The organism is Clostridioides sp. LIBA-6822 (assembly GCF_056688955.1).
This window is the reverse complement of the sequence record NZ_CP196995.1, coordinates 3709735-3735207: the sequence shown is the minus strand read 5'-3', so window position 1 is coordinate 3735207 and position 25473 is coordinate 3709735. Positions and strand designations below refer to the sequence as shown.

Below are 25473 nucleotides of genomic sequence, written 5' to 3'. Positions count from 1 at the left end.
ACTAGGGACAAAAAAAGTCCCTAAAGGAAAGTAATAAGGAGTATGTTATGAAGAACTTATTAGAAATTCAAAAGAAATTAATTCCACAGGCAATTGAACTTATGGAAAGAAGATACTCTATTTTAAGACAAATATCTTTAAGTGAACCAATAGGGAGAAGAACTTTATCAAATGTATTAGAAATTAGTGAAAGAATAATCAGGTCAGAAACAGAGTTTTTGAAAGAACAAGGACTTATAGATGTAGCTGTATCTGGAATGACTATCACTAAAGAAGGTTCTGATTTGTTAGATAAACTTAAAGACATCATGAGTGATATCATGGGATTGTCTAAGTTACAAGATAGAGTAAGAGAAAAGCTTGGAATAAAAAAGGTAATACTAGTTCCTGGAAGCTGTGATGAAAATGGAAGTTTACTAAAAGATGTAACTAGATATGGATGTGAGTATTTCTTAAATATTCTTAAAGATGGAGATATTGTTTCAATAACAGGTGGAAGCACTATGTTGGAGTTTTCAAACGTTATTAAAACTGATAAGAGATATCCAAACTCTACAATAGTACCAGCTAGAGGAAGTATGGGGACTGATGTAGAGATGCAATCCAATAATATAGTTGCTTCAATAAGTAAGAAGTTACATTCTAATTGCAAACTTTTACATATACCAGATGAGTTGGACGAAAGTGCAATGAAAACTCTTAGCCAAGTGCCAGAGATTAAGACAACTTTGGAGTATATTAAAAGAACAGACATTTTAGTTTTTAGCATAGGTAGAGCAGATGTCATGGCAAAGAGAAGAAAACTTCCAGAAGATAAGGTTGATGAGATACTATCTAAAAATGCGGTTGGAGAAGCATTTGGATATTATTTCAACAAAGATGGAGAAATAGTTTATAAATTAAATACTGTTGGAATTGATTTAGAGACAGTTAAACAAGTAAAAGAAACTATTGCAATCTTTGCAGGTACAGAAAAAGTAGAAGCCTTATTAGCCATATCAAATATGCATAAAAACATGGTTCTTGTAACAGATGAAGAAAGTGCTTATAAGATATTGTCATTATTATAAAAGTCAAGACCTAGCATAGAGCTAGAAAACATACATTTACTTTATAGGAGGTAGCGAAAATGGTTAAAGTAGCTATAAATGGATTTGGAAGAATAGGAAGATTAGCATTAAGAAAAATGATGGAGCAACAAGATATGTTTGAAGTTGTTGCAATAAACGACTTAACAGACGCTAAAATGTTAGCTCATTTATTTAAATATGATACAGCTCAAGGAAGATTTAATGGAGAAATAGAAGTTAAAGAAGGTGCTTTTGTAGTAAACGGAAAAGAAATAAAAGTAACAGCAGAAAGAAATCCTGCTGACCTACCATGGGCTGAACTAGGAGTAGATATAGTATTAGAATGTACAGGATTCTTTACATCTAAAGATAAAGCTGAAGCTCATATACAAGCAGGAGCTAAAAAAGTTGTTATATCTGCACCAGCTACTGGAGATTTAAAAACAATAGTATTCAACACAAACAGTGACATATTAGATGGTTCTGAAACAGTTATATCAGGAGCTTCTTGTACAACTAACTGTTTAGCTCCAATGGCTAAAGTATTAAACGACAAATACGGTATAGAAAAAGGATTAATGACTACTATACATGCATACACTAATGACCAAAATACTTTAGATGGTCCTCATCCAAAAGGTGATTTAAGAAGAGCTAGAGCTGCTGCTGGAAATATAGTTCCAAACACTACAGGAGCTGCAAAAGCAATCGGTCTAGTAATACCTTCATTAAAAGGAAAATTAGATGGTGCAGCACAAAGAGTACCAGTTGTAACTGGTTCAATAACTGAATTAGTTTGTACATTAGGAAAAAATGTTACAGTTGAAGAAATAAATGCAGCTATGAAAGAAGCTTCAAACGAATCTTTCGGATACACTGAAGAAATGTTAGTATCTTCTGACATAATCGGAATAAGCTACGGTTCATTATTTGACGCTACTCAAACAAAAGTTATGGAAGTAGATGGAAAGCAATTAGTTAAAGTTGTTTCTTGGTATGATAATGAAATGTCTTATACTTCTCAATTAATAAGAACTTTAGGATACTTTGCACAATTAGCAAAATAGTCAGCTTTGAGAAAATAGAAAAGTAGATTGACAAAGTCCGAGTTTGTAGTTTAATACTACGGACTCAGGACTTTTTTTAAGAAAAAATATATAAAATACACCTAAATAATGTTACATACTATATATAAAAATATGATAATATGATATATTTAATAGGGTAAAAGTATGTACTATATTATACTTGGCAATAAAAAATTACTTTATTAAAAGGAGAGATATTTATGTCAATGCTTAACAAAAAAACTATAGAAGATATTGATGTGTGCGGAAAAAAAGTATTAGTGAGATGTGACTTTAATGTGCCATTACAAGATGGTGTAATTACTGATGAAAATAGATTGAACGGAGCTTTACCAACTATTCAATATTTAATTTCTAAAGGAGCAAAAGTTATATTATGCTCTCACTTAGGAAAGCCAAAAGGAGAAGCTAAGCCAGAACTATCTTTAGCACCAGTGGCAAAGAGATTATCTGAAATGTTAGGTAAAGAAGTGGTATTTGCAGCGGACGACAATGTTGTAGGAGAAAATGCAAAAAAAGCTACTGAAAACATGAAAAACGGAGATGTAGTATTATTAGAAAATACTAGATATAGAAAAGAAGAAACTAAAAACGAAGAAAACTTCTCTAAAGAGTTAGCTTCACTTGCTGAAATATTTGTAAATGATGCATTTGGAACTGCTCATAGAGCACATTGTTCAACAGTTGGAGCGGGAGAATTCTTACAAGAGAGAGTTTGCGGATACTTAATTCAAAAAGAATTAAAATTCTTAGGAGAAGCTGTTGCAAATCCAGTAAGACCATTTACAGCTATACTTGGAGGAGCTAAGGTTTCTGATAAACTAGCTGTTATAAATGAATTATTAGAAAAAGTTGATAACCTAATAATAGGTGGAGGAATGGCTTATACATTCTTAAAAGCTCAAGGATATGAAGTAGGAACATCTCTACTTGAAATAGATAAGGTAGAATACGCTAAAGAAATGATGGAAAAAGCTAAAAATAAAGGTGTTAATTTATTATTACCAGTAGACGTTGTTATGGCAGACCACTTTGCACCAGATGCAACTCCAATAGTAACAGAAGATGCTAATGTAAAAGAAGACTATATGGGTCTAGATATGGGACCTAAGACTATAGCAAACTTTGTAAAAACTATAAAAGAGTCAAAAACTGTAGTATGGAATGGACCAATGGGAGTGTTTGAATTTGAGAACTTTGCAAATGGGACATTATCAGTAGCTAAGGCTATGGCAGAGTTAACTGATGCAACTACTGTAATTGGTGGTGGAGATAGTGCAGCAGCAGTTAATCAATTAGGATTTGGTGATAAGATGACTCACGTATCAACAGGTGGAGGAGCATCACTAGAATTCTTAGAAGGTAAAGAATTACCAGGTATTGCAGCATTAGATAATAAATAAACTAATATATAGAGGAGATTGTAAAATGAGAAAACCTATAATTGCAGGAAACTGGAAAATGCATAAAACAATAAAAGAAGCTTTAGAATTTGTAAATGAAGTTAAAGATAAAGTTAATTCTGATAAAGTAGAGGCTGTTATATGTGCACCATTTACTTTATTAAAGGATTTAAAAGAAGCTACTAAGGGTACAAATATAAAGATAGGTGCTCAAAATATGCACTTTGAAGAAAAAGGAGCATTTACAGGAGAAGTTTCACCTCTTATGTTAAAAGAAATAGATATGGACTATGTTGTAATAGGACATTCAGAAAGAAGACAATACTTCAATGAAACTGATGAAACTGTAAATAAAAAAGTTTTAAAAGCTTTAGAAGTAGAAATAGACCCAATACTATGTGTTGGAGAAACTTTAGAGCAAAGAGAAGCTGGAAAAACTAAAGATGTTTGTAAAGTTCAAGTTGAAAAAGCTTTAGAAAATGTTCTTAAAGAAGATTTAGCAAAAGTAGTTGTTGCATATGAGCCAATTTGGGCTATTGGAACTGGTAAAACTGCAACTGCTGAAGATGCTAATGATGTTATATCTTATATAAGAGAAGTTATAAAAGGATTATATGGAGAATTAGCTAACGAAGTTAGAATACAATACGGTGGAAGTGTTAAACCTTCAAATGTAGCTGAAATAATGGGTCAAAGTGATATAGATGGAGCTTTAGTAGGTGGAGCTAGTTTAGCTAGTAATGACTACCTAGACCTTGTTAATTTCTAAGGAGTGAAATGATGAAAAAACCAGTTGCTTTAATTATTATGGACGGGTTTGGATATAATAAGGACGTTAAGGGAAATGCAATTGCTAAGTCCAAAACTCCTAACTTAGAGAAAATAATAAAAAAATATCCAAACACATTGATAAATGCTAGTGGTCTTGATGTTGGTTTACCTGATGGTCAAATGGGAAATTCAGAAGTTGGTCACACTAATATAGGTGCAGGTAGAATTGTATATCAAGATTTAACTAGAATAACAAAATCTATAAAAGATGGTGATTTTTTTAATAATGAAGTTTTATGTGAAGCTATGAATAATGCAAAAGAGCATTCTCTTCATGTAATGGGACTTTTGTCTGATGGAGGAGTACATTCACATATAGACCATCTTAAAGCCATAATCAAAATGGCAAAAGATAGAGGTGTAGAAAAGGTGTATGTTCATGCATTTACTGATGGTAGAGATACTGACCCTCAAAGTGCATTAGAATATGCTAAAGAAGTACAAGCTAGTATGGATGAAATTGGAGTAGGAGAATTTGCTACAGTTTCTGGTAGATATTATGCTATGGATAGAGATAAGAGATGGGAAAGAGTAGAGCTTGCATACAATGCTATGGTTAGAGGTATTGGTGAAAAAGCAACTTCTATTGAGGAAGCTATTCAAAACTCTTATGACAATGGAAAAAATGATGAGTTTATAATGCCAACAGTTATTATGAAAGATGGTAAAGCAGTTGGAAGTATAAAGGAAAATGATTCAATTATATTCTTTAACTTTAGACCAGATAGAGCTAGACAAATAACTAGAGCTTTAGTTTGTGAAGAGTTTGATGGATTTAAAAGAGAAGATATTAAAAACTTCTTTGTATGCTTAACAGAGTACGATATAACTATAGAAAACGTGCATATAGCATTTGGACCTCAATCTTTAACCAACACTCTAGGTGAGTATCTAGCTAATAATGGAAAAACTCAACTTAGAGCTGCTGAGACTGAAAAGTATGCACATGTAACTTTCTTCTTTAATGGTGGAGTAGAAGAACCAAATAAAGGCGAAGAAAGATTATTGATACCTTCTCCAAAGGTTGCAACTTATGATTTACAGCCAGAAATGTCAGCATACGAATTGACAGATAAAGCTTTGGAGAAATTAGGAGAAGATAAGTTTGACTTTATAGTGTTAAACTTTGCAAATCCTGATATGGTAGGTCACACAGGAAGTATAGAAGCTGCTGTAATAGCTGTTGAAACTGTAGATACTTGTGTAGGAAAATTAATAGATAAGATAGTAGAGTTAGGTGGAAGTGCAATAATAACTGCTGACCACGGAAATGCTGAATATATGTTAGACCCAGAAACAGGAAAGACTGTAACAGCTCATTCTATTAATCCAGTACCATTTATTGTAGTTGGTCAAGAATTTGAAAGTGCAAAGTTATTGGATGGAGGAAGATTGTCTGATATAGCACCAACTGTTTTAGATATGATGAAGTTAGAAAAACCAGAAGAAATGACTGGTCATTCACTTATCTCAAAATAATTAACTCTGATAAGTAGAAAAGAAAATATAAATATAAGCAAAAATTTTAGAATCATTAGTTGTACATTTTATGTTTAATGTTTTAAATCTAGTTATAATGTTATGTATTGAAGATTACTTTTGAATTTTAGTCAAGTTTTTTAATACTATATAAGTTAAAATATTATAAAAAATAAAATAAAAATAGGAACTTTTACAAATTTACCCATCAAATAAATTTGTACCTAATTTTCAAAAAAGTCTTTATGTACTATAATATAAAAAGTAGAGTAAAATAGTAGACGTAAGTTTACAGTAAATGAAAATTTAACTAATAGAAAATCGAAGGGAGATATACAAATGTCAGTTATTGAATTAGTATATGCTAGAGAAGTATTAGACTCAAGAGGAAATCCAACTGTAGAAGTTGAAGTAGTATTAGAAGATGGAGCAATGGGAAGAGCAATAGTTCCATCAGGAGCATCTACAGGAGCTTTTGAAGCTGTTGAATTAAGAGATGGAGATAAAGACAGATACTTAGGAAAAGGTGTAGAAACAGCTGTTGCTAACGTAAATGAAATAATAGCACCAGAAATAGAAGGAATGGATGCATTTGACCAACCAGCAATAGATGCAATGATGATAGAATTAGATGGAACTCCAAACAAAGGTAAATTAGGAGCTAATGCTATATTAGGTGTTTCAATGGCAGTAGCTAGAGCTGCTGCTGATGAAATAGGTCTTCCATTATTCCAATATTTAGGTGGAGTAAATGCTAAACAATTACCAGTACCAATGATGAACATATTAAACGGTGGAGAGCATGCTGATAATAACGTTGATGTTCAAGAGTTCATGATATTACCAGTAGGTGCTTGTTGTTTTAAAGAAGGTTTAAGAATGGGTGCAGAAGTATTCCATGCATTAAAGAAAGTTTTAGGAGAAAAAGGATTAGCTTGTGGTGTTGGTGACGAAGGTGGATTCGCTCCAAACTTAGGTTCAAACAGAGAAGCTTTAGAATTAATAGTTGAAGCTATAACAAAAGCTGGATACAAGCCAGGTGAAGATGTTATGTTAGGACTTGATGTTGCTGCTACAGAAATGTACAACAAAGATACTAAAAAATATGTTTTAGCAGGAGAAGGAAAAGAGTTAACTGCTGCTGAAATGGTTGCTTTATATGAAGATTGGTCAAACAACTTCCCAATAATAACTATAGAAGATGGTTTAGATGAAGAAGATTGGGACGGATGGAAGTTATTAACTGAAAAATTAGGAAATAAATTACAATTAGTTGGTGACGACTTATTTGTTACTAATACAGAGAGATTAGAAAAAGGAATTGAAAATGGAGTAGCTAACTCTATATTAGTTAAAGTTAACCAAATAGGTACAATAACTGAGACTTTAGATGCTATAGAAATGGCTAAGAGAGCAGGATATACTGCTGTTATATCTCATAGATCAGGAGAAACTGAAGATTCTACTATAGCAGATTTAGCTGTTGCAGTAAACGCTGGTCAAATAAAAACTGGTGCTCCATCAAGAACTGATAGAGTTGCTAAGTACAATCAATTATTAAGAATAGAAGAAATGGTTGGAGAACAAGCTAGATACTGTGGGTTAAAATCTTTCTATAATTTAAAAAAATAGTTATTGAAGATTAAAAAGATAGTATTAAAGATTAAAGAGATAACATAAAAGATAAAAATTTATCTTATAAGGGATAAGTGATAGTTGATTTTTCAATTCACTTATCCTTTTTTTATATTTCATTTCTTACTTTTATTCACAGCTTTAGAAAAAATACGAATAAAAGTTTCTATTTCATCTTTATCTAATTGATGTAAGAGATTTCTAAATACAATTATTTCTATATCTCTATGTTCTTGTTGAGCCTTTAAACCTAATTCAGTTAAGACTAAGTTATACCCCCTTTTATCTTTAATACAGGGATTTTTTTTAATAAATTTTTTTAATTCAAGACGTTTTACAGCACTTGTTAATGTGCTTTTTGGCAATTCTAAAATTTCACTAATTTCTTTCATTATACTATTTGGATACTGTTCAACTATTTCTAAAATACTTAATTCTACTAAAGAAATACCATGAATAGTAGGATACTTACCACTACACATTTCTGTTTTCATCTGCATACTAACAATATGCCACAGGTTGTTTAGCTCTTTTACAGGATTCATTGACTTTTACCTCCATATATGATACGATTATCGCACTAATATAGTACGATAATCGTATTAATTTGTCAATAGGATGGTGTTTTTATGAATTTAGAGATTATACGAGCTACAAGTGAAAATGCTACAGAAATGGGCTTTATACATTCTTGTTCGTGGAGAAAAGCGTATAAAGGAATTATTCCAGATAAGATAATAGATGAATTCACTTCTGAGAAAAGAGCAGAAGTTTTCCAAAGTGTTATTCCAAAAGCTGAAGAGGAATATTATCTTTTTAAAGTAAATGGTATACCTGCTGGTTTTGCTTCATTAAATAGAAGCCAAGAGGATAATGCTCCAAAATATGTTGGAGAAATATATTCTATCTATTTCCATCCTGATTTTTGGGGAACATCTGTGACAAAAAAAGGATTACAATTTTGCATTGATAGATTAAGCAATTTAGGATATTCACATATAACGATATGGGTTCTAAAAGACAATACTAGAGCTATAAATTTCTATAAAAAAAATAGTTTTACTTGTGATGATTTTGAGAAAGAGATACATATTGGGAAAAAATTATTAGAAGTACGTTATTCAAAAAAGATATAGTAATTGCATATTATTTTTGTTTGTTATTTATACTTTAATAGTCTTGAAATGACTATATTATTGTGATACACTAAAGAGTAATGAAATTTAAGTAATAAATAGATAGGAGGGGCAATAATGAGCAACATTTTAATGGGTGTGCAAGTAGTGCTAGGGATTTTACTAGTAATTAGCATAATGCCTCAAGATTCAAAAAATGCTTTGCCTTCAGAGTTTGGTGGAGAAGGAAGTCAAGCTTACTTTAAACCAAAAGGTAAACAAGCATTTCTTGCTAGAGTTACAAAGATAACAGCAGTATTATTTTTTATAAATGCATTAGCATTACTTATAGTTAAAAAGTAATGATATTGTTGAATAACTGGCCATTATTTGATTAGTGTATTTAGGAAATATTTAAAAATTAAATTTAGTTTTTAATAAAAGTACGTAAAGTAAAAAATAAAAAGGGAGGTGTCTCAAAATGAACTTTTTAGTTCATGAGACACTCTTTTTTTTATGAAATCAAATATGTTTTCATCATTTCAACAATGAAAAAGAGGCTTATCTCTATTTTGAGACAGCCATTTTTATTTTAAATATTAAGTTAGATATTTTGATTATTTACACTTATGTGTATCTTTATCAAACCAGACAATTAGTTTATTACAATTTGGACAAGTATTTTCAGTGACTTGTTTTTCAATCCACCTAAAAACACTGTTTTCCTTCATATACTGTAGATTATCAATGACATTTTTATGATGACAAATTCCATTGACAATATGTTTGTTTTTAAAATCGTGTAATCTATCACAAGGGAATTTATCACATTCATAACATCGTGTAACATTATTCAATTCTGCACAATCTCTAAATCCGTGGTCACAAACTAAACACTCAGAGTTAACATTATCTGACAGACAACCATGACAGTTTTCAGGGTATTCAGGACAAGTCCCACAAAATAAGCCACAAATAGCAGCAGTATTTTCACAAGGTTTCATAAAATCATCTCCATTAAGTTTTATAGTATAGCTAGTGTATTGTAAATATAAACAGTACTTTCATAATACTTAATAGAATCATCTTCATTAGGGCTTATATTATAAATATGGTGTACAAGTAAAAGCATACAACTAGAAAATATCATGTAAGTAAAGCTAAATTTTTAAATAAAATTAGTTTAAATAAAATTATTCTGTTTTAAAATAAATATTATTAAAAATACTGTAATTATAGAAAATGCAGAAGTAAATACTACAATTTGACCAGCTAGTTCACTATCAGAATCCATCTGTTGTGCCATTGTAAATGAAGAAACTGCAGTTGGAGCAGACAACATTATCATAAGTGAGGCTAATTCTACATTTCTAAATCCAAGAAAAATACTAATTGGCAAGAATATAGTAGGTACTAGTACAAGTCTTCCACATACTCCCAATATAATGGGTCTTATATGTCCCTTTATAGAAGAAAAACTAAAGGAGCCCCCTAAAATTATAAGAGATAAAGGTGTTGCGATTTTAGATATATCGCCAATTGTATTATGTAAAAATGTAGGAATATTTACATCTAAAATTAACATAATAAGACCTATTGCAGAAGCTATTATAAGTGGATTTGTTATAATACCTTTAATCATATGTTTTATATTTACTCTGCCTCCTCTAAAAATTTCAAGTATTACGACAGACAACACATTAAACATAGGTACAATGACTGCAATTAATAAAGATGTGACTCCAATGCTCTTATCACCAAATAGTGAGATTGTGACAGGAATACCAAATATAACGAAATTACTACGAAATATACCTTGTATTAATGCACCCCTTGATTTATTATCTTTTTCAATTTTAGGAATAATAAAAACTAAGATTAAGAAGGTTGAAAAAATGATTATAACAGCCACAGTCATAAGTCTAAAATTAAGAGAGCCGTTTAAATCTGTGTTATATATATTAAAAAATAATAATAATGGCAAGAAAGATTTGAAACAAACATTATTCATTTTATTTAAAGTATGTTCATCAAATAAGCCTAATTTTTTTAGAACATATCCAAGTGACATTGTGAGAAACAAAGGAAGAACAACATTTACTGATAAAATTAAATTTTCCAAAGTCTATTCTCCATAACTTGACAATTCAATTAAATTTCCATCAGGGTCTCTTAAATAAATGGATTTCATTTTACCAAAAAATCCTGTGCGTTCTACAATTCCTTGTTCAATTTGAATATCATTTTGTTCTAAGTATTTTTTTGTCTCATTAATATTATCGTTTATTTCAAAACATAAATCGGCACTACCTGTTTGTACGTTTTTGCTATGTGGTGAAAGTTCATGACCTTTTATATGGATATTTATCTTGAAATCTCCAGCATAAAGCTCATATCTTTTATTCATTTCCTTAAATGTAAAACCAAGTTTTGTATAAAATTTGATACAATTTTCTATATTATTAGTAGTAATTACTACATGGTCTATTTTTTTTATCATTACAACTCCTTAAGATTTTATATATTGATAAACTTATCATAAATTTATTTGATTTTATAAACTGATACGATTTATCTTGATTATCTAATTTTATCTTGATTGTTGAATTTTATATTTATTATTAAATTTTATGTAAATTGCAGGATTTAATGTAATTTGTTAATTAAAATATAAAAAATATTCTAATAACAATTAAGCTAATCATTAATCAAATGTAGACATTTAGTTAATGATTAGCTATAGTCAATCTAATTAGTTAGAATAACTTCCTTTTAATGTAAATGTATCTAAAACGTGTCCATCCATAGCTTTGAAAAATTCATTCATATAGAATCCTTTTTCAAGGTCAAGAATAGTATCAAGTGCAAATACATGTATCTCATAAACATGAGGTCTGTCTGGAGGAGCCATACCACCATATACACTGGCTTCTAATCTATCAAGACCTCCTAGCTTACCATGCCAGCTAGTAGTACCTTGAATAAAATCAGTAGCTGTTATACTTTCATTTTCACTTAATTCGTCTCTTGTTATATTTACAGCTAACCAATGTATCCACGCAAATCCACATACAGGGACAGAGTCTTTGTCTTCTAAAAATACAGCAAAGGATACTGTATTCTTTGGAGCATCTTCAAATTTTAGAGGTAGTGAGTATGTAGGCATACCACCTTCATTGAACTGAGTTCCTCTTTTTCCATATTTATCTTCTATAACGCCATTTACTATACCAGTACTAGTTACTTTCATAATAATTTACCTCCTAAATATATAATAAATTAATATAATATTTCTGTAATTTAATTATATACCAGTTGAAAATAATGGTAAATTACTTACTTTTTTGTGGGTATATATTTAGAGTGTATCTACCTATTTTAAAATACCCTTTTCCTTAAGGACATCTTCCATACCATTATCTAGCATAAAGTTAATTCCTATATCTTGCATTATAGCCAAAGCATCTAATATTTGCTTTCCTCGAATAGGTGTAAGTAAATATTCAACCTTAAGCGGGTAACCTTCATATGTCTTTTTATCTACAAGACCAAATTCGATTAATTCTTTAAGTTGTTCAAGCAACATTTTTTGATTAATACCATTAATTTCCTTCTCAAGTTTTGATAGGGAAGTAGGTCCCATACGTAATCTCCATAATATAATAGATTTCCATTTGCCTTTTATCATATCATGTGTTAGTTCTAAGGGGCAAGTATATTCATCGCGAAGTTTCAAATAAGGTCACCTCCAATTTATTTTGCTAAGATACGTTTTGAAGCAAGCTTATATACAAACTCAATTTTTTTATTTGAAATATCCCATGAATCTAATTCTTTTTTTATTAAATCTGGATATTTTTTACTTATATCTCTAAGTGCATTACCTACAGATTTTCTTAAGTATTCACTATCATTATCCTTTAAACTGGAAAGTAGAGATATAGCGATATCAGGATTAGATTTAAAATAATCTCGATTGGTCCAAATCCTAAGCCCTTCTGTGACAGCTCTTTTTATGTTTGGGTTGTCAGAATTAATCCATTCTTTTATCACAGGTAGTGATTTTTCATATCCTACCTCACTACAATAATAATCAAATGATTTAGCTAATATCTCTTGTACCCTCCAGTTTTCATCTTTACTCACATTGTCTTTTAAAAATAACAAAGCTTCAGAAATCGTTATTGATATAAAGCCAAGTATAAACACTGCCAATTCTCTTACTTGATAGTATTCTGATCTATATAAGTAGATTGATAGATAATAACATTTTTTTGATTCATTATTTTTTACAATCTTTTTAGCGATGCTTTCAATTTCTTTAAAGCCATTTTCTATAGTAATAATTTTTGCAATTACTTCTTCCAATTTTATCTCCTCCAATAAGTAGATTAGTTTAAATTTCATGTATTTATTTGTAAAAAAAAGTTTGTTTAGTTTAGATAAAATAAAGACTTGTCAAAAAACGTTTGCAAGTCTTTAGTACTAGCATAAATAAAAAATAATAAAAAATCAACCTAATTTAGCATATAAATTTACTTTTATTATGAGTTTTATATTATAAAGTTGTGTTTAAAAAATTAATTGAGTTATATAAATTTTACATGATTTGAGTATACTAATAGAATAAATTATTATATAGTAATACTTATATGAGATGAATATTTTACCAATCTTATCTGATAGTGTATAATTAGGTGATAAAGTAGATAATAAATAGTAATTTAAACGATAATAATCACATTTATTACAGATAATTTATGATTAGAAAATCACTATAATGATGTTTCAAGATATTCCTTTACAATTTATAATAAATCAAAAATATAAATAAGTAATTTAGTTTGTAGGAATAATAAAAAGTATAAAAAGTTATGTGTAATTAATAAAAAAGCTTTGTTATAAGGAATATAAAGGATAACATAATATAAAAAATAATATAATAAAAGATTAAAATAGGAGGGAAAAATGATACCAGGACTTAAAGAGAGTTTGTTAGGATTAATAAATGAAAGTGCATATAATCCTCTAAAAAAAGAAGAATTAGCAGAAATTTTTGATATACATTCATCAGAAATGCCAATGTTTTATAATTTTTTAAATGAATTAGAAGAAGATGGTTATATAAGTTTTACTAAGAAAGGAAAAATAATATCTCCAAATCAAATGGGATATTTTGTTGGAAAATTTGTATCACATAAAAAAGGATTTGGATTTGTGGAATCTGATGCTGAGTATACGCAGGATTTATTTATCTCAAGCGACAATATAAATGGGGCTATGCATAATGATAGAGTTATGGCAGAAATAGTTGTACCTGCTACTGAAGAAAAGAGAGCAGAGGGAAGAATAGTAAAAGTTATAAAGAGAGAGATAACTAGAATAGTAGGAACTTTTCAATCAAGTAAAACTTTTGGATTTGTAACACCAGATAACAAGAAGTTTACTAAAGATATATATATACCTAAAAAACATTTTAGTGGAGCAGTAGATAATGATAAAGTAGTATGTGAAATTACAGTATGGCCACAAGAGGATAGAAAGCCAGAAGGAAAGATTATAGAGATATTAGGTCAAAAAGGTGAAAGAGGCGTAGAAATAGACTCTATAATAAGGGAACATGGTCTGCCAGAAGAGTTTCCAAAGAAAGTATTGCAAGAAGCTGAAGCTGTAGCTGTTGAAATTCCTCAAGAGGAGATAAAAAGAAGAAGAGATTTAAGAGATTTAAACATATTTACTATAGATGGAGATGACGCAAAAGATTTAGATGATGCTATATCAATAGAAATATTACCCAATAAAAACTTTAAATTAGGGGTTCATATAGCTGATGTCACACATTATGTAAGAGAAAAAAATAAACTTGATAAAGAAGCTTTAAAAAGGGCTACATCAGTTTATCTAGTAGATAAAGTAATACCAATGCTGCCAAAGACTCTTTCAAATGGAGTATGTAGTTTAAATCCATTTGAAGATAAGTTAACACTTTCTATATTTATGGAAATAGACCATAAAGGAAATGTAGTCAAACATGAGATATGTGAATCTATAATAAATTCAAAAGCTAGAATGACTTATACAGAAGTGTCTGACATATTAGAGAAAGATGATGAAAAACTTAAAAAGACTTTTGAACATGTTGCAGATGACTTTAAAAATGCTGAGGTTTTGGCTAGAATTCTTATGTCAAGAAGGGAAAAAAGAGGAGCTATAGATTTCAACTTCCCAGAAGCAAAGATAATTCTAAATGGAGAAGGTGAAGTTGCAGATATAAAGCCTTATGAAAGAAGAATATCTAATAAAATAATAGAAGAATTTATGCTTATAAGTAATGAGACAATTGCAGAACATTTTTATTGGATGGGAATACCATTTGTTTATAGAATACATGAGACACCATCTTTGGAAAAAATGGAAGAATTGAGCAAGTTTATATCTACATTTGGATATGTAATAAAGGGTGATAAAGAGGAAGTACATCCAAAAGCATTACAAGGTATAATAGAGAAGATAAAGGGCAAAAAAGAAGAAGGTGCTATTAGTACTATAATGCTTCGTTCTTTAAAACAAGCTAAATATTCACCAGAATGTAGTGGACACTTTGGATTAGCAGCTAAATTCTACTGTCATTTTACTTCACCAATAAGAAGATATCCTGACCTTCAAATTCATAGAATAATAAAAGAATCTTTAAATAATAAGATAAGTGGAAAGAGACAAGAACAGCTTACTACTATAGTTGATTATGCATCTGTTCAGTCTTCTGAAAAAGAAAGAAAAGCAGAGTTGGCTGAAAGGGATGTACATGATTTCTATAAGGCTCTTTATATGAAGGATAAAGTTGGTCAAGAGTTTGAAGGTGTTGTATCTAGTGTAACTTCATTTGGAATATTTGTTGAGTTGGATAATACTATAGAAGGATTAATAAGACTTGCAAATATGAATGATGATTATTATATTTATGATGAGAGTTCTTACAGTGTTGTAGGAGAAAGAACTAAGAAGTCATATAAGATAGGTGACCTAGTTAAGATAAAAGTTGAGGGTGTAAATGTAGATTTTAAAGAAATTGATTTTGAAATAGTTGAAAAGATAGAGGAATAAGTAAAACATTTAAAAAAGATATGAGAAGTTGTAGTATTTATGATATAGCTAAATTTACAATACTCAATGCGCAATGAAAATTAGTAGTTAAAAAATATTTAATGAAAATAGATAATATAAAAATATTTGATGAAAATAAGTAGTATAAAAATACTTAGTTAAAAACAGATATTTAAAAAATAAATTTTTAATATAAAGTAAGTGTATCCTTTAAAATTTGAGATACACTTATTTTTTTGTTCTATATAAATTTTTGTTTTATTTAATTTATAAAAATGTATTACTTTGTATAAATTTAGTGTTAAAATTATTAAAAACATTACTTAGGAGGAATGAAATTATGGGTATGATAGGATGTTATACTAAAATAAGTGAAGAAAATGTTTTGAAACTACAACGAGCAGAAGGGAATTTACAAGAGTTTGTTTTTGGAGATGTGAATGAAAATAATTCTATTAATATTGATAAGGCATGGGATGCTATTCACTTTACTTTAACAGGTTGTCCATTTGGAGGAGATGATGATAATATATTTAGCAAATTAGTTCTAAGTGGAAATGTACTTGTAGAAATTGATGAAGAGCCACCTGCAATGTTGATTACAGCTAATGATGTAAAAAAACTATCAGAAGCAATGAACAATTTAGAAGAGCAGATGTTTAGAACAAAATTTAATATTGGTGAGATGTTAGAAAATAATATTTACCCTGTTATGGATGATGAGAATGAAGAAGAGTTTTTTGAGTATGTATGGGCAAATTTAATTGAACTTAAAAAGTTTATAGAGGAAGCAGCTAATGAAGGAAAAGCAGTGATATTTTGTATAATGTAATGATTACTAAAAAACTATGAATGTTGATGTACTTACATATCTTAGACAAGGAGAAGGATGTTTTTTATAAGGGAAGAATAGATATTATATTAGCCTTTTAATTATTTATTTAATAGTAGCATTTTGAAATACGTATATTATTTTGAATTCTTGTGATGTATAGCTACATATGTTTTAATTTATTTTAAAAGGCTAAATGATTTATCCGAAGTTAGTATCATTAGGATACAAGTATGTGATAAATATTTCTTAGAACAGACTATATAATATGATTTTGAAATATATGAGTCTACAATAGGCATTTAATAATCTTTTAGATTCCAATTCAATTGATAAAATAGAGGATTTTTTAATTATAGTTTTGAATCTACTATATTTTTGAAATTTATCTATTGTGTCCTATAATTCTCTTGTATATCTATAATATTTTTTCATTATGTGACTCGATTTATTTTTGAAGCTAACCTATTATATTCAATAATTCTTTTAATTAGATATTGTATTTTTTTATTATGTGAATTAATTTTTAAAAAAATTTATATCTTATATCCAACAATTCTTTTGTATACTTATCTTATTTTTTAATTATGCAAATTAACTATTTTTTGAAGCTAATCTCTTATATCCAATAATTTTTTTAGTTATCTGCAATATTTTTTAGTTATAGCAACTTACCATCACATTGAAAGCTATCCATTATAAATAATTCTTTTAGCCATCCACCATATCTTTTTATTATATAAAACGGATTCACAAATAAAGTAAGTAAAAATTAAAAATATAGATACTTTAATTAAAAGTAGAAAAATTAAAATCTTTAGGAAAAATTTAGAAAATTATAAATAATATCTTAAGTTTTAGAATTTATTATGAAAATACAATAAAAAGTTTATAGAAACACAATTCTATAAAACTATTTCTGGAGGTGTATTTATATATGGAAATGAAAATATCAGTGTCTAACCTTAGTAAAAGGTTTGGAACAAAAAGTGCTCTTGATAGCATAAATCTTGAAATCGACAGTGGTATGTTTGGACTTTTGGGGAGAAATGGAGCAGGAAAAACGACTTTTATGAGAATATTAGCCACTTTATTATCAAAAACAGAAGGCTCAATAGACATGTGTGGAGTTCCTATTGAGAATACTAAAGATATTAGGAACATGGTTGGCTATTTACCACAAGATTTTTCAATGTATCCTAATATGACAGTATATAAAGCAATGGATTATTTAGCAGTTTTATCGAATATACCACTAAGAAAAAGAAGAAAAATTATATGCAAGTTATTAAGTAAAGTAAACCTTACTAATCACCAAAATGTTAAGGTAAAGTCTTTATCTGGAGGTATGAATAGGAGGCTTGGTATAGCACAAGCGCTAATTCATAATCCAAGAGTTTTAATAGTAGATGAACCAACAGCAGGTCTTGATCCAGAAGAACGTATAAGATTTAGAAACCTATTATGCGAAATTGCAAATGATAGAATTGTCATCTTATCAACGCATATTGTTGGAGACATAGAAGCTACATGTGAAAATGTGGCTATATTAGATAGTGGAAAGGTCATATACAATGGCTCTACTGAGGCATTAGCAAAACTAGCTGAAGGAAAAGTATATAGCATTGAAGTAGACAAAAAAGATATTGAAAATATAAAAAGTAGATTTGTAGTTATAGGTATGCTGACTCAAGGTGGAAAGGCTACACTTAGGGTCATATCGGATGATAAACCTTTTGAAAATGCAGTAGAATGTAATCCAACTATTGAAGATGGCTATATGCTTATAATGGGAGGAGAGAAGATATGAATTTATTTGTAAAAGAATGTAAAAATATATTAAAAAGTATAGTATATTATGTTTTTATTATAGTTTTAGTATTTTTCTATGTTTCTCAACTTGGTGGTTCAGTTTCTAAAGATGTAAGTAAAACTGTCCCTAATAATGGAAATCCACTAGTTGCACCTCAAAGGGTAGAAAATATTGAGGAATATTATTCTATACACAATCAATATCCATATGGTCAAAAAGAATCTATGAAAACAGAAGAAGTCATTCCCAACGCAACTATAAATTTAATTAGAGAATATCAAGAGAACTCATATACAACATATCCAACAGGAATAGCTAAATCTATAAAATTGGACCAAAATAAAACTAAGACTATAGAACAATATATAGAAGAAATAACTGATAGAAGTATTGAGGAAATAAATTCACTATGGAAAAATGGAGATAGCATAAAAATAGATTATTCAAGAGTATCTATTGGAAGATTTGAAGAAATAATGCAAAAAGTAGATGATATTTTAGGTGGAGGGTCTGCATATGCCTTTGATAAGTTGCAAAGATTTGGAGTAGTTCCAATTACTTATAATGAAGCAGTGAAGAATTATAACTATACAATACAAAAAGATAAAGTTACTAATGGATATGCAAGAATTTTTTGTGATTATATAGGTATAGTTTTAAGTATATTTCCAGTGTTTGTGGCAGTTTTCATGTCACTTAAAGATAAGCGTTCAAGAATGAGAGAAATTATTTATTCAAAACAAGTATCATCATACAAAATAGTTTTATCAAGATATTTTGCACTTGTTTTTATGATGTTATTACCAGTATTAATTTTAGGTATAAAAGATTTGCTTCCTTTGATTGCATTTGGTAAAAATGAAGGGATATCAGTTGATAATTTAGCATTTATAAAATATACAATATGGTGGCTACTTCCAACTCTTATGATAGCTACAGCTATAGGTATGAGCCTTACTATATTAACAGATACGCCAATAGCAATTATTGTTCAATTAATTTGGTGGTTTTACAGTATAAATTCTACAGCTCTTAAAGGGGATTATCCAACAATGGGATTAATGATAAGACATAACAGTGTGTTAAGTGGGGATATTGTTGCACAAAACTTTAATCAAATTATGAGTAATCGACTTATGATGAGTTTAGGTGCATTAGTGATTGTTTTGTTAACGATATTCTTATATGAGCAAAAAAGAAGGGGGAATCTTGATGTTGGGTCAAAGCTTTCAAAACTGTTTAGTTTTAATAAAAGAAAACTTCAAATTAAGCACTTTAATTAATTTGATATGTTCAATTATATTGTTATGTTTGATTCCTCTAATACAAGGAGTAGCTAATTTAGATAGAATTTCGGCAGCCATATGCTTAGAAAATTATGTTGCAATATTAGGAATAATAATGTTGGTACCTATATTTTCACTAGAACAATCAAAGGAGATTGATGAAATAGTATCATCAAAATCATTATCTCAAGTTGTTGTACAATTAATTAGAATACTGATGTCAATTACAAGTATAGCTGTTTTAATTATAGGCTTTGTAAATATTTTAATATATTTAGGTGGAGATTTTCCAGTAATCGAGTATATTGTTGGAAGTTTCGCATCAGCTATATTTATAGGAAGTTTGGGAATGTTTTTCTCGAATTTATTTAACAATACAATCATGGGATATATGATATCTATAGGATATTTAATTTTAAATATGATGACTAAAGACAAATATGTTGGAAATCTCTTTATAATGTCTATGAGTCAAGGCAGTTTTAATGAAAAATATTGGTTGATATCTGGAAGTGTAGTGTTGATAATTCTATCTCTATTGATAAAACCAATAAAAAGGAAGGTTAGATAATAAAATGAGAGCTTTAATAAAATGAAGGTAATAGAAGTAAAAAGTGTATTTATGAAATACAAGTGTATTTTTATATACACAAACTATAACTTGATATTTATGTATGTAAATAGATGTACATATCTATTAGTATAAAAATACATACATATACTGCATTTTATTAAAAGCTCTCAAATTTATATTTTATATTGATTTCACAATAATAGTCTGATAAAACTTATAGTAATTTTATAAATTTCATAGTGATTTTATAATAATAGTTCAATAAAACCTACAGTAATTTTATAAATTTCATAATGATTTAATAATACTAGTTTAATAAAACCTACAGTAATTTTATAAATTTCATAATGATTTTATAATACTAATTCAATAAAACCTATTAATAATTTTATAAATTTCATAATGATTTCACAATAATAGTCCAATAAAACCTATTAGTAATTTTATAAATTTCATAATGATTTTATAATACTAGTTTAATAAAACTTATAGTAATTCTATAAATCTCATAGTGATTTTATAATACTAGTCCAATAAAACCTATTAATAATTTTATAAATTTCATAATGATTTAATAAATATTTATAAAACTACTATTTTTGTTTAGAAACTTTATTATTCATATTATCATTAGTAGGCATTGCTCCAAAGCTTAATTTTTCATACATTACTTGAGTTGGAGCTAACCAAACTGTGCCATTACCAGTAAATGTATTTAAGAAACCTTCACCATTTAAAGCAGAACCTATTAAAGACTTATCTGATTTAGTAACAGAGAAATTAACTCCAGATGTTCTTGCTATTGCAAAGTTACCATCTACCTTTAATTCTTCTCCATTTTTTAATTCATACTCTACAATTTCACTTTGAGGAACAACACATTCTAGAACGATTACACCAGTACCACTTAATTCTATTTGGAAGAAACCTTCGCCACCAAGTAAAGCAGATGAGAAGTTCTTTTGTGTAAATGCCTTTACTTCTATTGTATCAGAACAGCAATAGAATAATCCTTTATCAACAACTATTGAATCATTATCAAGGCTCATAAATAAGTAATGTCTAAAAGAAGGTTCTAAGTAAACTTCACCAGTACCTTTATATACAGGTTTCATCATTGATTCATTAGTAAGTGCTCCTGATATTCCTTTTTTGAAAAGACCACCAACACCACCAATTTTAGTTTCAGAAGAGATATTACCTTTATAATAATATAACGCACCAGCTTCTGTTTTTATTGATGAATTATTTAACTTTATCTTAATTTGTCTAGCTCTTAAGCCAGCTTCTCTAGCAAAATATAATCCCATTGCCATCATTGGGCTAGAAGCACCTTCAAGTTTTTCAAATTCCAATATTTCAAATTCACTTTTTCCATCTGATGCATTTTCTAAAATTCTTACTTTTTTGCTTAAATCCATACAAATTTCTCCCTACTATAGTTAATATTTATCTCTAAAATATTACAAGATATAATTATATATTACATTTTTTTTGGAAAAATGGCTACTTTATCATCAAATTTTTACATCTTTTAAGATGATTCTAGTCGGAGTAGGATTGTTTAAGGGTGTGTGATTATTTAAATAGATATTTTGAGTATTATTTATTATTTGTGGGTATTATATCTTATGGGCATGTTAAAAGATAAAAGATAAAAATTTAGAGTAGTTTTTGTTTTGAAGTTAATAAATTAATTTTATCAGTTAAATTTAGCTTGGTACTGAATGTATTTGATATGTCTTGTTATTTATTTTGCTTTATTATTTATCATATTACTTAAGAAACTTAATACATTAGTGTAATCTTGACTAAAATCCCTGAATATGTTATTATACAGGTTAGTCAAATGATTTAGTAGTATGGAAAATTTAGCAAATTCTTAATATCAATTGAAGAATTTTCTAGCAAAGAAGGTGAGATTTATATGGCTGGTAAGAAAGTATTAGCAACAAATAAAAGAGCAAGACATGAATATTTTATAGAAGAAACTTATGAATGTGGAATTGAATTAAAAGGAACAGAAGTAAAATCAATAAGACAAGGTAAAGTTAACCTAAGTGATGGATATGCATCTGTAGATAATAGTGAAGTATTTTTGAAACAAGTTCATATAAGTCCATATGAGCAAGGAAATATATTCAATGTTGATTCTTTAAGAGTTAGAAAATTATTGCTTCATAAGCATGAGATAAGAAAACTTATTGGAGCAACTACTATAAAGGGGTATTCACTTATACCACTTAGTTTATATCTAAAAAACGGTAAGGTCAAAGTAGAGATTGCTTTAGCAAAAGGTAAGAAGTTATATGATAAGCGTCAAGATATGGCTAAGAAAGATGCACAAAGACGTATAGAAAGAGAAATGACAGGCAAGTATTAAATTAGATAAAAGTGTATTTTTTAGAATAAAATTCTTTATTATCTAGAACATAACATTGATTTTTATTCTTAAAAGTATTATATTATATATACATTAAAAATTTAATAAAAATGGTGATAAAGTTTGCGAAAAGTCTACTGGACTATAAACTACTCAAGGGGGCGTAAAGGTTTCGACGTGGGTTTGGAACTTGAGGCTGCATGTCGTGTTACTCTGGGTCACGTAAAAACTGGGGAACTTTAAAATAAACGCAGACGATAATTTCGCGATAGCAGCCTAGTTGCTGCTCGTCCCTCTTAGTCCTCCTGCCGACTAAGACTGGACGTCATTATGCAGGGAACTACTTTAAGGGTGTCTCGACTTAAAGTAGATTAATTGGGACTGGCTAAGCATAAAGCCTGCCACTTGGCGTTATGTGAGGCGAGATACTAGTGAAGTTGGCTAAGCATGTAGATGCAACGAGGAAAAGACTTACGGACAGGGGTTCGACTCCCCTCGTCTCCACCAATTTTTAAAAAAGAATGATGAAATACTTGGAAATACTAGTCTTTATTGACTAGTATTTTTTGTTTTGGAGATGAAATCCACCAACCGTACCCCAACCACAGAAAAAGAGGTTTTTTTGAGCGTATATTGGGGTGCATTTAGGCTGTATAAAAAGCCTTTATTTATTATGATATTAAGTAACATAGAATTTTAATATCTACTTTATGATATAATATTTTTATAAATGTAAAATAGTTTAAGTTGTTAATTAATAAAAATATATATTATATAAGTTTGATAGGAGTTGAGGTTTGTAATGGATGAAAGAAAACTAGAATTTTCTATTTTATTGCATAGAAGCCTTAAATGAATCGAATGTAGTTTATTAGCATGAAGATTATATAAATTTAGTAGAGTAAATTAATAGTACAAAATTAAATTAGTTACTTAGTATATATTCTCTTAAGTACTGAATATTAGTTAACTTTTTTATTTTTATAAATTAGTAAGATAATTAATAGCTAGAAAGGATCGTAGAGAATGGAATTTAATATGGATAATAGAATAGATGAGAAGTATAATTTAAACCCATATAGTGTTATTGTACAAATACCTAAGTTTAAAACAAAATATGGATATTTAACTTTAGAAGATGAATCGTTTATAAAACAAAAACTTCTTGAAGCAGAATCTAATAATCAAATCATTAGATTAGCAAGGGGAGAATCTAGAAGCTTAATTTTAGATAACATAGTAAGTAATCCTGATATAATATTTGATTGGGGAATAAAATCAATGCATGCTCTTTATTATAACAGTGAAAATTCTGAGCTTAGAGATTTTTTAGAACCAAACCAAATAGATAAAAAATTATTAAAAAGGCTATTATACAGATATAAAAGAAAATTATTAGAATTACACAAAGATGAAAAAAAAAGATTGGAAAATATTCAACAAAATCATTTGGAAAAATATAAAAATAGATTAGATAAAATAAATGAATGGAAGGAAAAACACCCTAACCGTAGATGTCCATTTGATATTATTAGATTTAGTGAATCAGGTATAAATCAATCAATAAATACTATCGAAAAAGCAATAGATAATGAGGATAATTATGAGAATTTAATTATAATTAAAGAATTCTTATGCTATTCATTACATACATCTGGATATTCAAAATATAAAGACATTAGTCCGTGGGTATCTACATCAGAGGGTGATAATAGATATTTTTATGCTAGAAAATTTATATTTATGTCACCTAAAAATTTAGAAAATATAAATAGGCGAAATACTAAGAGAGGAATAATACTTGATTATTGGGTTGATAAATGTGAAGATGGACATGCATACAGAAGCACAAATCATATTGTAAGAAAATTACGTGAAATAGGTATACCATGGTACAGGAATAAGTATAACGAGGTAATGGTTAAGTATGCATTGTACCCCCATCAACTGGTAGGTTACTACTATTTTGAGGATAATGAATTAAAACACTATGTTGTAAATCATCACTATGTGGATATGTGGAAAGAAAACCCACAATTTAATATTGGTGACTATGTATACATAGATCAGGGTAATGTGGATTTTCCTGCGGATAATCCATATAAGGTTGTGTACTCAAAGCATGACTTTGGAAGATATACTTCAATACATAATAAAATATGGTAACTATAATAAGGTGTATTGAGGATGTATATTTTTGTAAAAGTATGACTGACATTATGTAGATATAGACAGGTGTGTAATATATTGATAAGTATAAATATAGATGGAGGTGTTTGTGTATTTAATGCTTTTAGGAAAAATACAACAAAATTCAATAGACTAGTTGATTTTATAGAAGCTAACTGCGATAGATTTAAATTAGGAGAGTTTAGAAAAACAATCAATAAAACAATATATAGTGAATGGGTGGATAAAGATAAAAGGATATGATGTGGGCTGGTTTAAGTTTTTTGATTATTTTGATACTTTTGAAAATAAAACATATGAGAACTCAAGTATAGGATTTAATTTTATATATAATCCAAATGAACAAATATGTACAACCAATCAAAATGTAATAGATAAATATTTAAAGTTTAGATGTGAAGAGGAGGTATAGTGCTTATGGAAGCAAATAAAACATTATTACAATCACTATATAAAAAAATCATATTAGAATTTTCTAAGCAGACAGGCAAGAGTTTGGAAGAAAGTATGGATTATTTATATACTTCTGAAACATATAAACTTATAAGTGAGGGTGTATCAGATATGCACTGTAAGGGTCATATATACTTGGCTCAAGAATTAATGCTAGAAAATGGATTAATGTATCATAAAGGCTATCCAAGATAAATAGTTAAAACTAGATACGAAT

The 25473-nt window shown here is 28.6% G+C and carries 26 protein-coding genes and 1 other RNA gene; 19 read left to right on the top strand and 8 right to left on the bottom strand.

The window, feature by feature from the left end; all coding sequences use genetic code 11:
* The first annotated feature begins 47 nt into the window (after positions 1-47).
* From ACTG48_RS17670 to eno, 6 genes are all read left to right on the top strand, one after another.
* Entirely contained in the window at positions 48-1070 is a 1023-nt protein-coding gene (locus tag ACTG48_RS17670; protein ID WP_021386036.1) for a sugar-binding transcriptional regulator, read from the top strand.
* 59 nt (positions 1071-1129) lie between these two features.
* A complete protein-coding gene (gap, locus tag ACTG48_RS17665) occupies positions 1130-2137 on the top strand; it encodes a type I glyceraldehyde-3-phosphate dehydrogenase (protein WP_021385974.1) in 1008 nt (335 codons plus the stop codon).
* A gap of 221 nt (positions 2138-2358) precedes the next feature.
* Positions 2359-3561: a phosphoglycerate kinase gene (locus ACTG48_RS17660; protein ID WP_479917553.1), complete on the top strand. Its 1203-nt coding sequence runs from the start codon at positions 2359-2361 to the stop codon at positions 3559-3561.
* Between the two features lie 25 nt (positions 3562-3586).
* Complete coding sequence (gene tpiA / locus ACTG48_RS17655) at positions 3587-4330, top strand: triose-phosphate isomerase (RefSeq protein WP_021386084.1); 744 nt, start codon at positions 3587-3589, stop codon at positions 4328-4330.
* An 11-nt stretch (positions 4331-4341) separates the two neighbouring features.
* On the top strand, positions 4342-5871 hold the full coding sequence (gpmI, locus tag ACTG48_RS17650) for a 2,3-bisphosphoglycerate-independent phosphoglycerate mutase (RefSeq protein WP_479917552.1): 1530 nt from the start codon (positions 4342-4344) through the stop codon (positions 5869-5871).
* 339 nt (positions 5872-6210) lie between these two features.
* Positions 6211-7503, top strand: coding sequence for a phosphopyruvate hydratase (eno, locus tag ACTG48_RS17645; protein ID WP_021385989.1), 1293 nt, complete (start codon positions 6211-6213; stop codon positions 7501-7503).
* Between the two features lie 119 nt (positions 7504-7622).
* Here the strand turns inward: eno and ACTG48_RS17640 are convergent, their stop codons facing one another.
* Entirely contained in the window at positions 7623-8051 is a 429-nt protein-coding gene (locus tag ACTG48_RS17640) for a MarR family winged helix-turn-helix transcriptional regulator (RefSeq protein ID WP_054271647.1), read from the bottom strand.
* An 84-nt stretch (positions 8052-8135) separates the two neighbouring features.
* Between ACTG48_RS17640 and ACTG48_RS17635 the strand changes: the two genes are divergently transcribed.
* Complete coding sequence (locus tag ACTG48_RS17635; RefSeq protein WP_479917551.1) at positions 8136-8642, top strand: N-acetyltransferase family protein; 507 nt, start codon at positions 8136-8138, stop codon at positions 8640-8642.
* A gap of 117 nt (positions 8643-8759) precedes the next feature.
* A complete protein-coding gene (gene secG / locus ACTG48_RS17630) occupies positions 8760-8984 on the top strand; it encodes a preprotein translocase subunit SecG (RefSeq protein WP_003421948.1) in 225 nt (74 codons plus the stop codon).
* A 254-nt stretch (positions 8985-9238) separates the two neighbouring features.
* On the opposite strand, the gene ACTG48_RS17625 is transcribed toward secG, so the two are convergent.
* The 6 genes from ACTG48_RS17625 to ACTG48_RS17600 form a co-directional block, all read right to left on the bottom strand.
* A complete protein-coding gene (locus ACTG48_RS17625; protein ID WP_021385992.1) occupies positions 9239-9625 on the bottom strand; it encodes a DUF3795 domain-containing protein in 387 nt (128 codons plus the stop codon).
* A gap of 179 nt (positions 9626-9804) precedes the next feature.
* Positions 9805-10743 carry an AEC family transporter gene (locus tag ACTG48_RS17620; protein ID WP_479917550.1) on the bottom strand — a complete coding sequence of 313 codons (939 nt, stop codon included), beginning with the start codon at positions 10741-10743 and terminating at the stop codon, positions 9805-9807.
* 3 nt (positions 10744-10746) lie between these two features.
* A complete protein-coding gene (locus ACTG48_RS17615) occupies positions 10747-11121 on the bottom strand; it encodes a VOC family protein (RefSeq protein WP_479917549.1) in 375 nt (124 codons plus the stop codon).
* A gap of 252 nt (positions 11122-11373) precedes the next feature.
* Positions 11374-11871, bottom strand: a complete 498-nt coding sequence (locus tag ACTG48_RS17610) for a YbhB/YbcL family Raf kinase inhibitor-like protein (RefSeq protein ID WP_021386079.1) — start codon at positions 11869-11871, stop codon at positions 11374-11376.
* Between the two features lie 123 nt (positions 11872-11994).
* Entirely contained in the window at positions 11995-12357 is a 363-nt protein-coding gene (locus ACTG48_RS17605; RefSeq protein ID WP_021386106.1) for a winged helix-turn-helix transcriptional regulator, read from the bottom strand.
* Positions 12358-12374: 17 nt separating this feature from the next.
* Complete coding sequence (locus ACTG48_RS17600) at positions 12375-12989, bottom strand: DNA alkylation repair protein (protein ID WP_479917548.1); 615 nt, start codon at positions 12987-12989, stop codon at positions 12375-12377.
* A gap of 600 nt (positions 12990-13589) precedes the next feature.
* On the opposite strand from ACTG48_RS17600, the gene rnr reads away from it, so the two are divergent.
* The 5 genes from rnr (at position 13590) to ACTG48_RS17575 (ending at position 20227) form a co-directional block, all read left to right on the top strand.
* Positions 13590-15725 (top strand): ribonuclease R, encoded by a 2136-nt coding sequence (rnr, locus tag ACTG48_RS17595; protein ID WP_021386045.1) that lies wholly within the window; start codon positions 13590-13592, stop codon positions 15723-15725.
* A 340-nt stretch (positions 15726-16065) separates the two neighbouring features.
* Positions 16066-16557 (top strand): YfbM family protein, encoded by a 492-nt coding sequence (locus tag ACTG48_RS17590; RefSeq protein WP_479917547.1) that lies wholly within the window; start codon positions 16066-16068, stop codon positions 16555-16557.
* A gap of 937 nt (positions 16558-17494) precedes the next feature.
* On the top strand, positions 17495-18367 hold the full coding sequence (locus ACTG48_RS17585) for an ABC transporter ATP-binding protein (RefSeq protein WP_479917546.1): 873 nt from the start codon (positions 17495-17497) through the stop codon (positions 18365-18367).
* Entirely contained in the window at positions 18364-19653 is a 1290-nt protein-coding gene (locus ACTG48_RS17580; RefSeq protein WP_479917545.1) for an ABC transporter permease, read from the top strand. Before ACTG48_RS17585 ends, ACTG48_RS17580 begins: the two co-directional genes overlap by 4 nt.
* Complete coding sequence (locus tag ACTG48_RS17575; protein ID WP_479917544.1) at positions 19583-20227, top strand: ABC transporter permease; 645 nt, start codon at positions 19583-19585, stop codon at positions 20225-20227. The genes ACTG48_RS17580 and ACTG48_RS17575 overlap by 71 nt, the downstream gene beginning before the upstream one ends.
* Before the next feature lie 596 nt (positions 20228-20823).
* On the opposite strand, the gene ACTG48_RS17570 is transcribed toward ACTG48_RS17575, so the two are convergent.
* Positions 20824-21651: an AIM24 family protein gene (locus tag ACTG48_RS17570; RefSeq protein WP_021386022.1), complete on the bottom strand. Its 828-nt coding sequence runs from the start codon at positions 21649-21651 to the stop codon at positions 20824-20826.
* 506 nt (positions 21652-22157) lie between these two features.
* Between ACTG48_RS17570 and smpB the strand changes: the two genes are divergently transcribed.
* From smpB to ACTG48_RS17540, 6 genes are all read left to right on the top strand, one after another.
* Positions 22158-22613, top strand: a complete 456-nt coding sequence (smpB, locus tag ACTG48_RS17565; protein ID WP_021386105.1) for an SsrA-binding protein SmpB — start codon at positions 22158-22160, stop codon at positions 22611-22613.
* A gap of 157 nt (positions 22614-22770) precedes the next feature.
* Positions 22771-23120, top strand: a transfer-messenger RNA (tmRNA) gene (gene ssrA / locus ACTG48_RS17560).
* Positions 23121-23639: 519 nt separating this feature from the next.
* On the top strand, positions 23640-24779 hold the full coding sequence (locus ACTG48_RS17555) for a hypothetical protein (protein WP_479917543.1): 1140 nt from the start codon (positions 23640-23642) through the stop codon (positions 24777-24779).
* An 81-nt stretch (positions 24780-24860) separates the two neighbouring features.
* The gene (locus tag ACTG48_RS17550) at positions 24861-25046 is read left to right on the top strand and encodes a hypothetical protein (RefSeq protein ID WP_160743629.1); all 186 of its coding nucleotides are present in this window, start codon (positions 24861-24863) and stop codon (positions 25044-25046) included.
* Positions 25015-25215 carry a hypothetical protein gene (locus ACTG48_RS17545; protein ID WP_479917542.1) on the top strand — a complete coding sequence of 67 codons (201 nt, stop codon included), beginning with the start codon at positions 25015-25017 and terminating at the stop codon, positions 25213-25215. Before ACTG48_RS17550 ends, ACTG48_RS17545 begins: the two co-directional genes overlap by 32 nt.
* A 5-nt stretch (positions 25216-25220) precedes the next feature.
* Complete coding sequence (locus ACTG48_RS17540; protein ID WP_114108499.1) at positions 25221-25451, top strand: hypothetical protein; 231 nt, start codon at positions 25221-25223, stop codon at positions 25449-25451.
* The last annotated feature ends 22 nt before the right edge of the window (positions 25452-25473 follow it).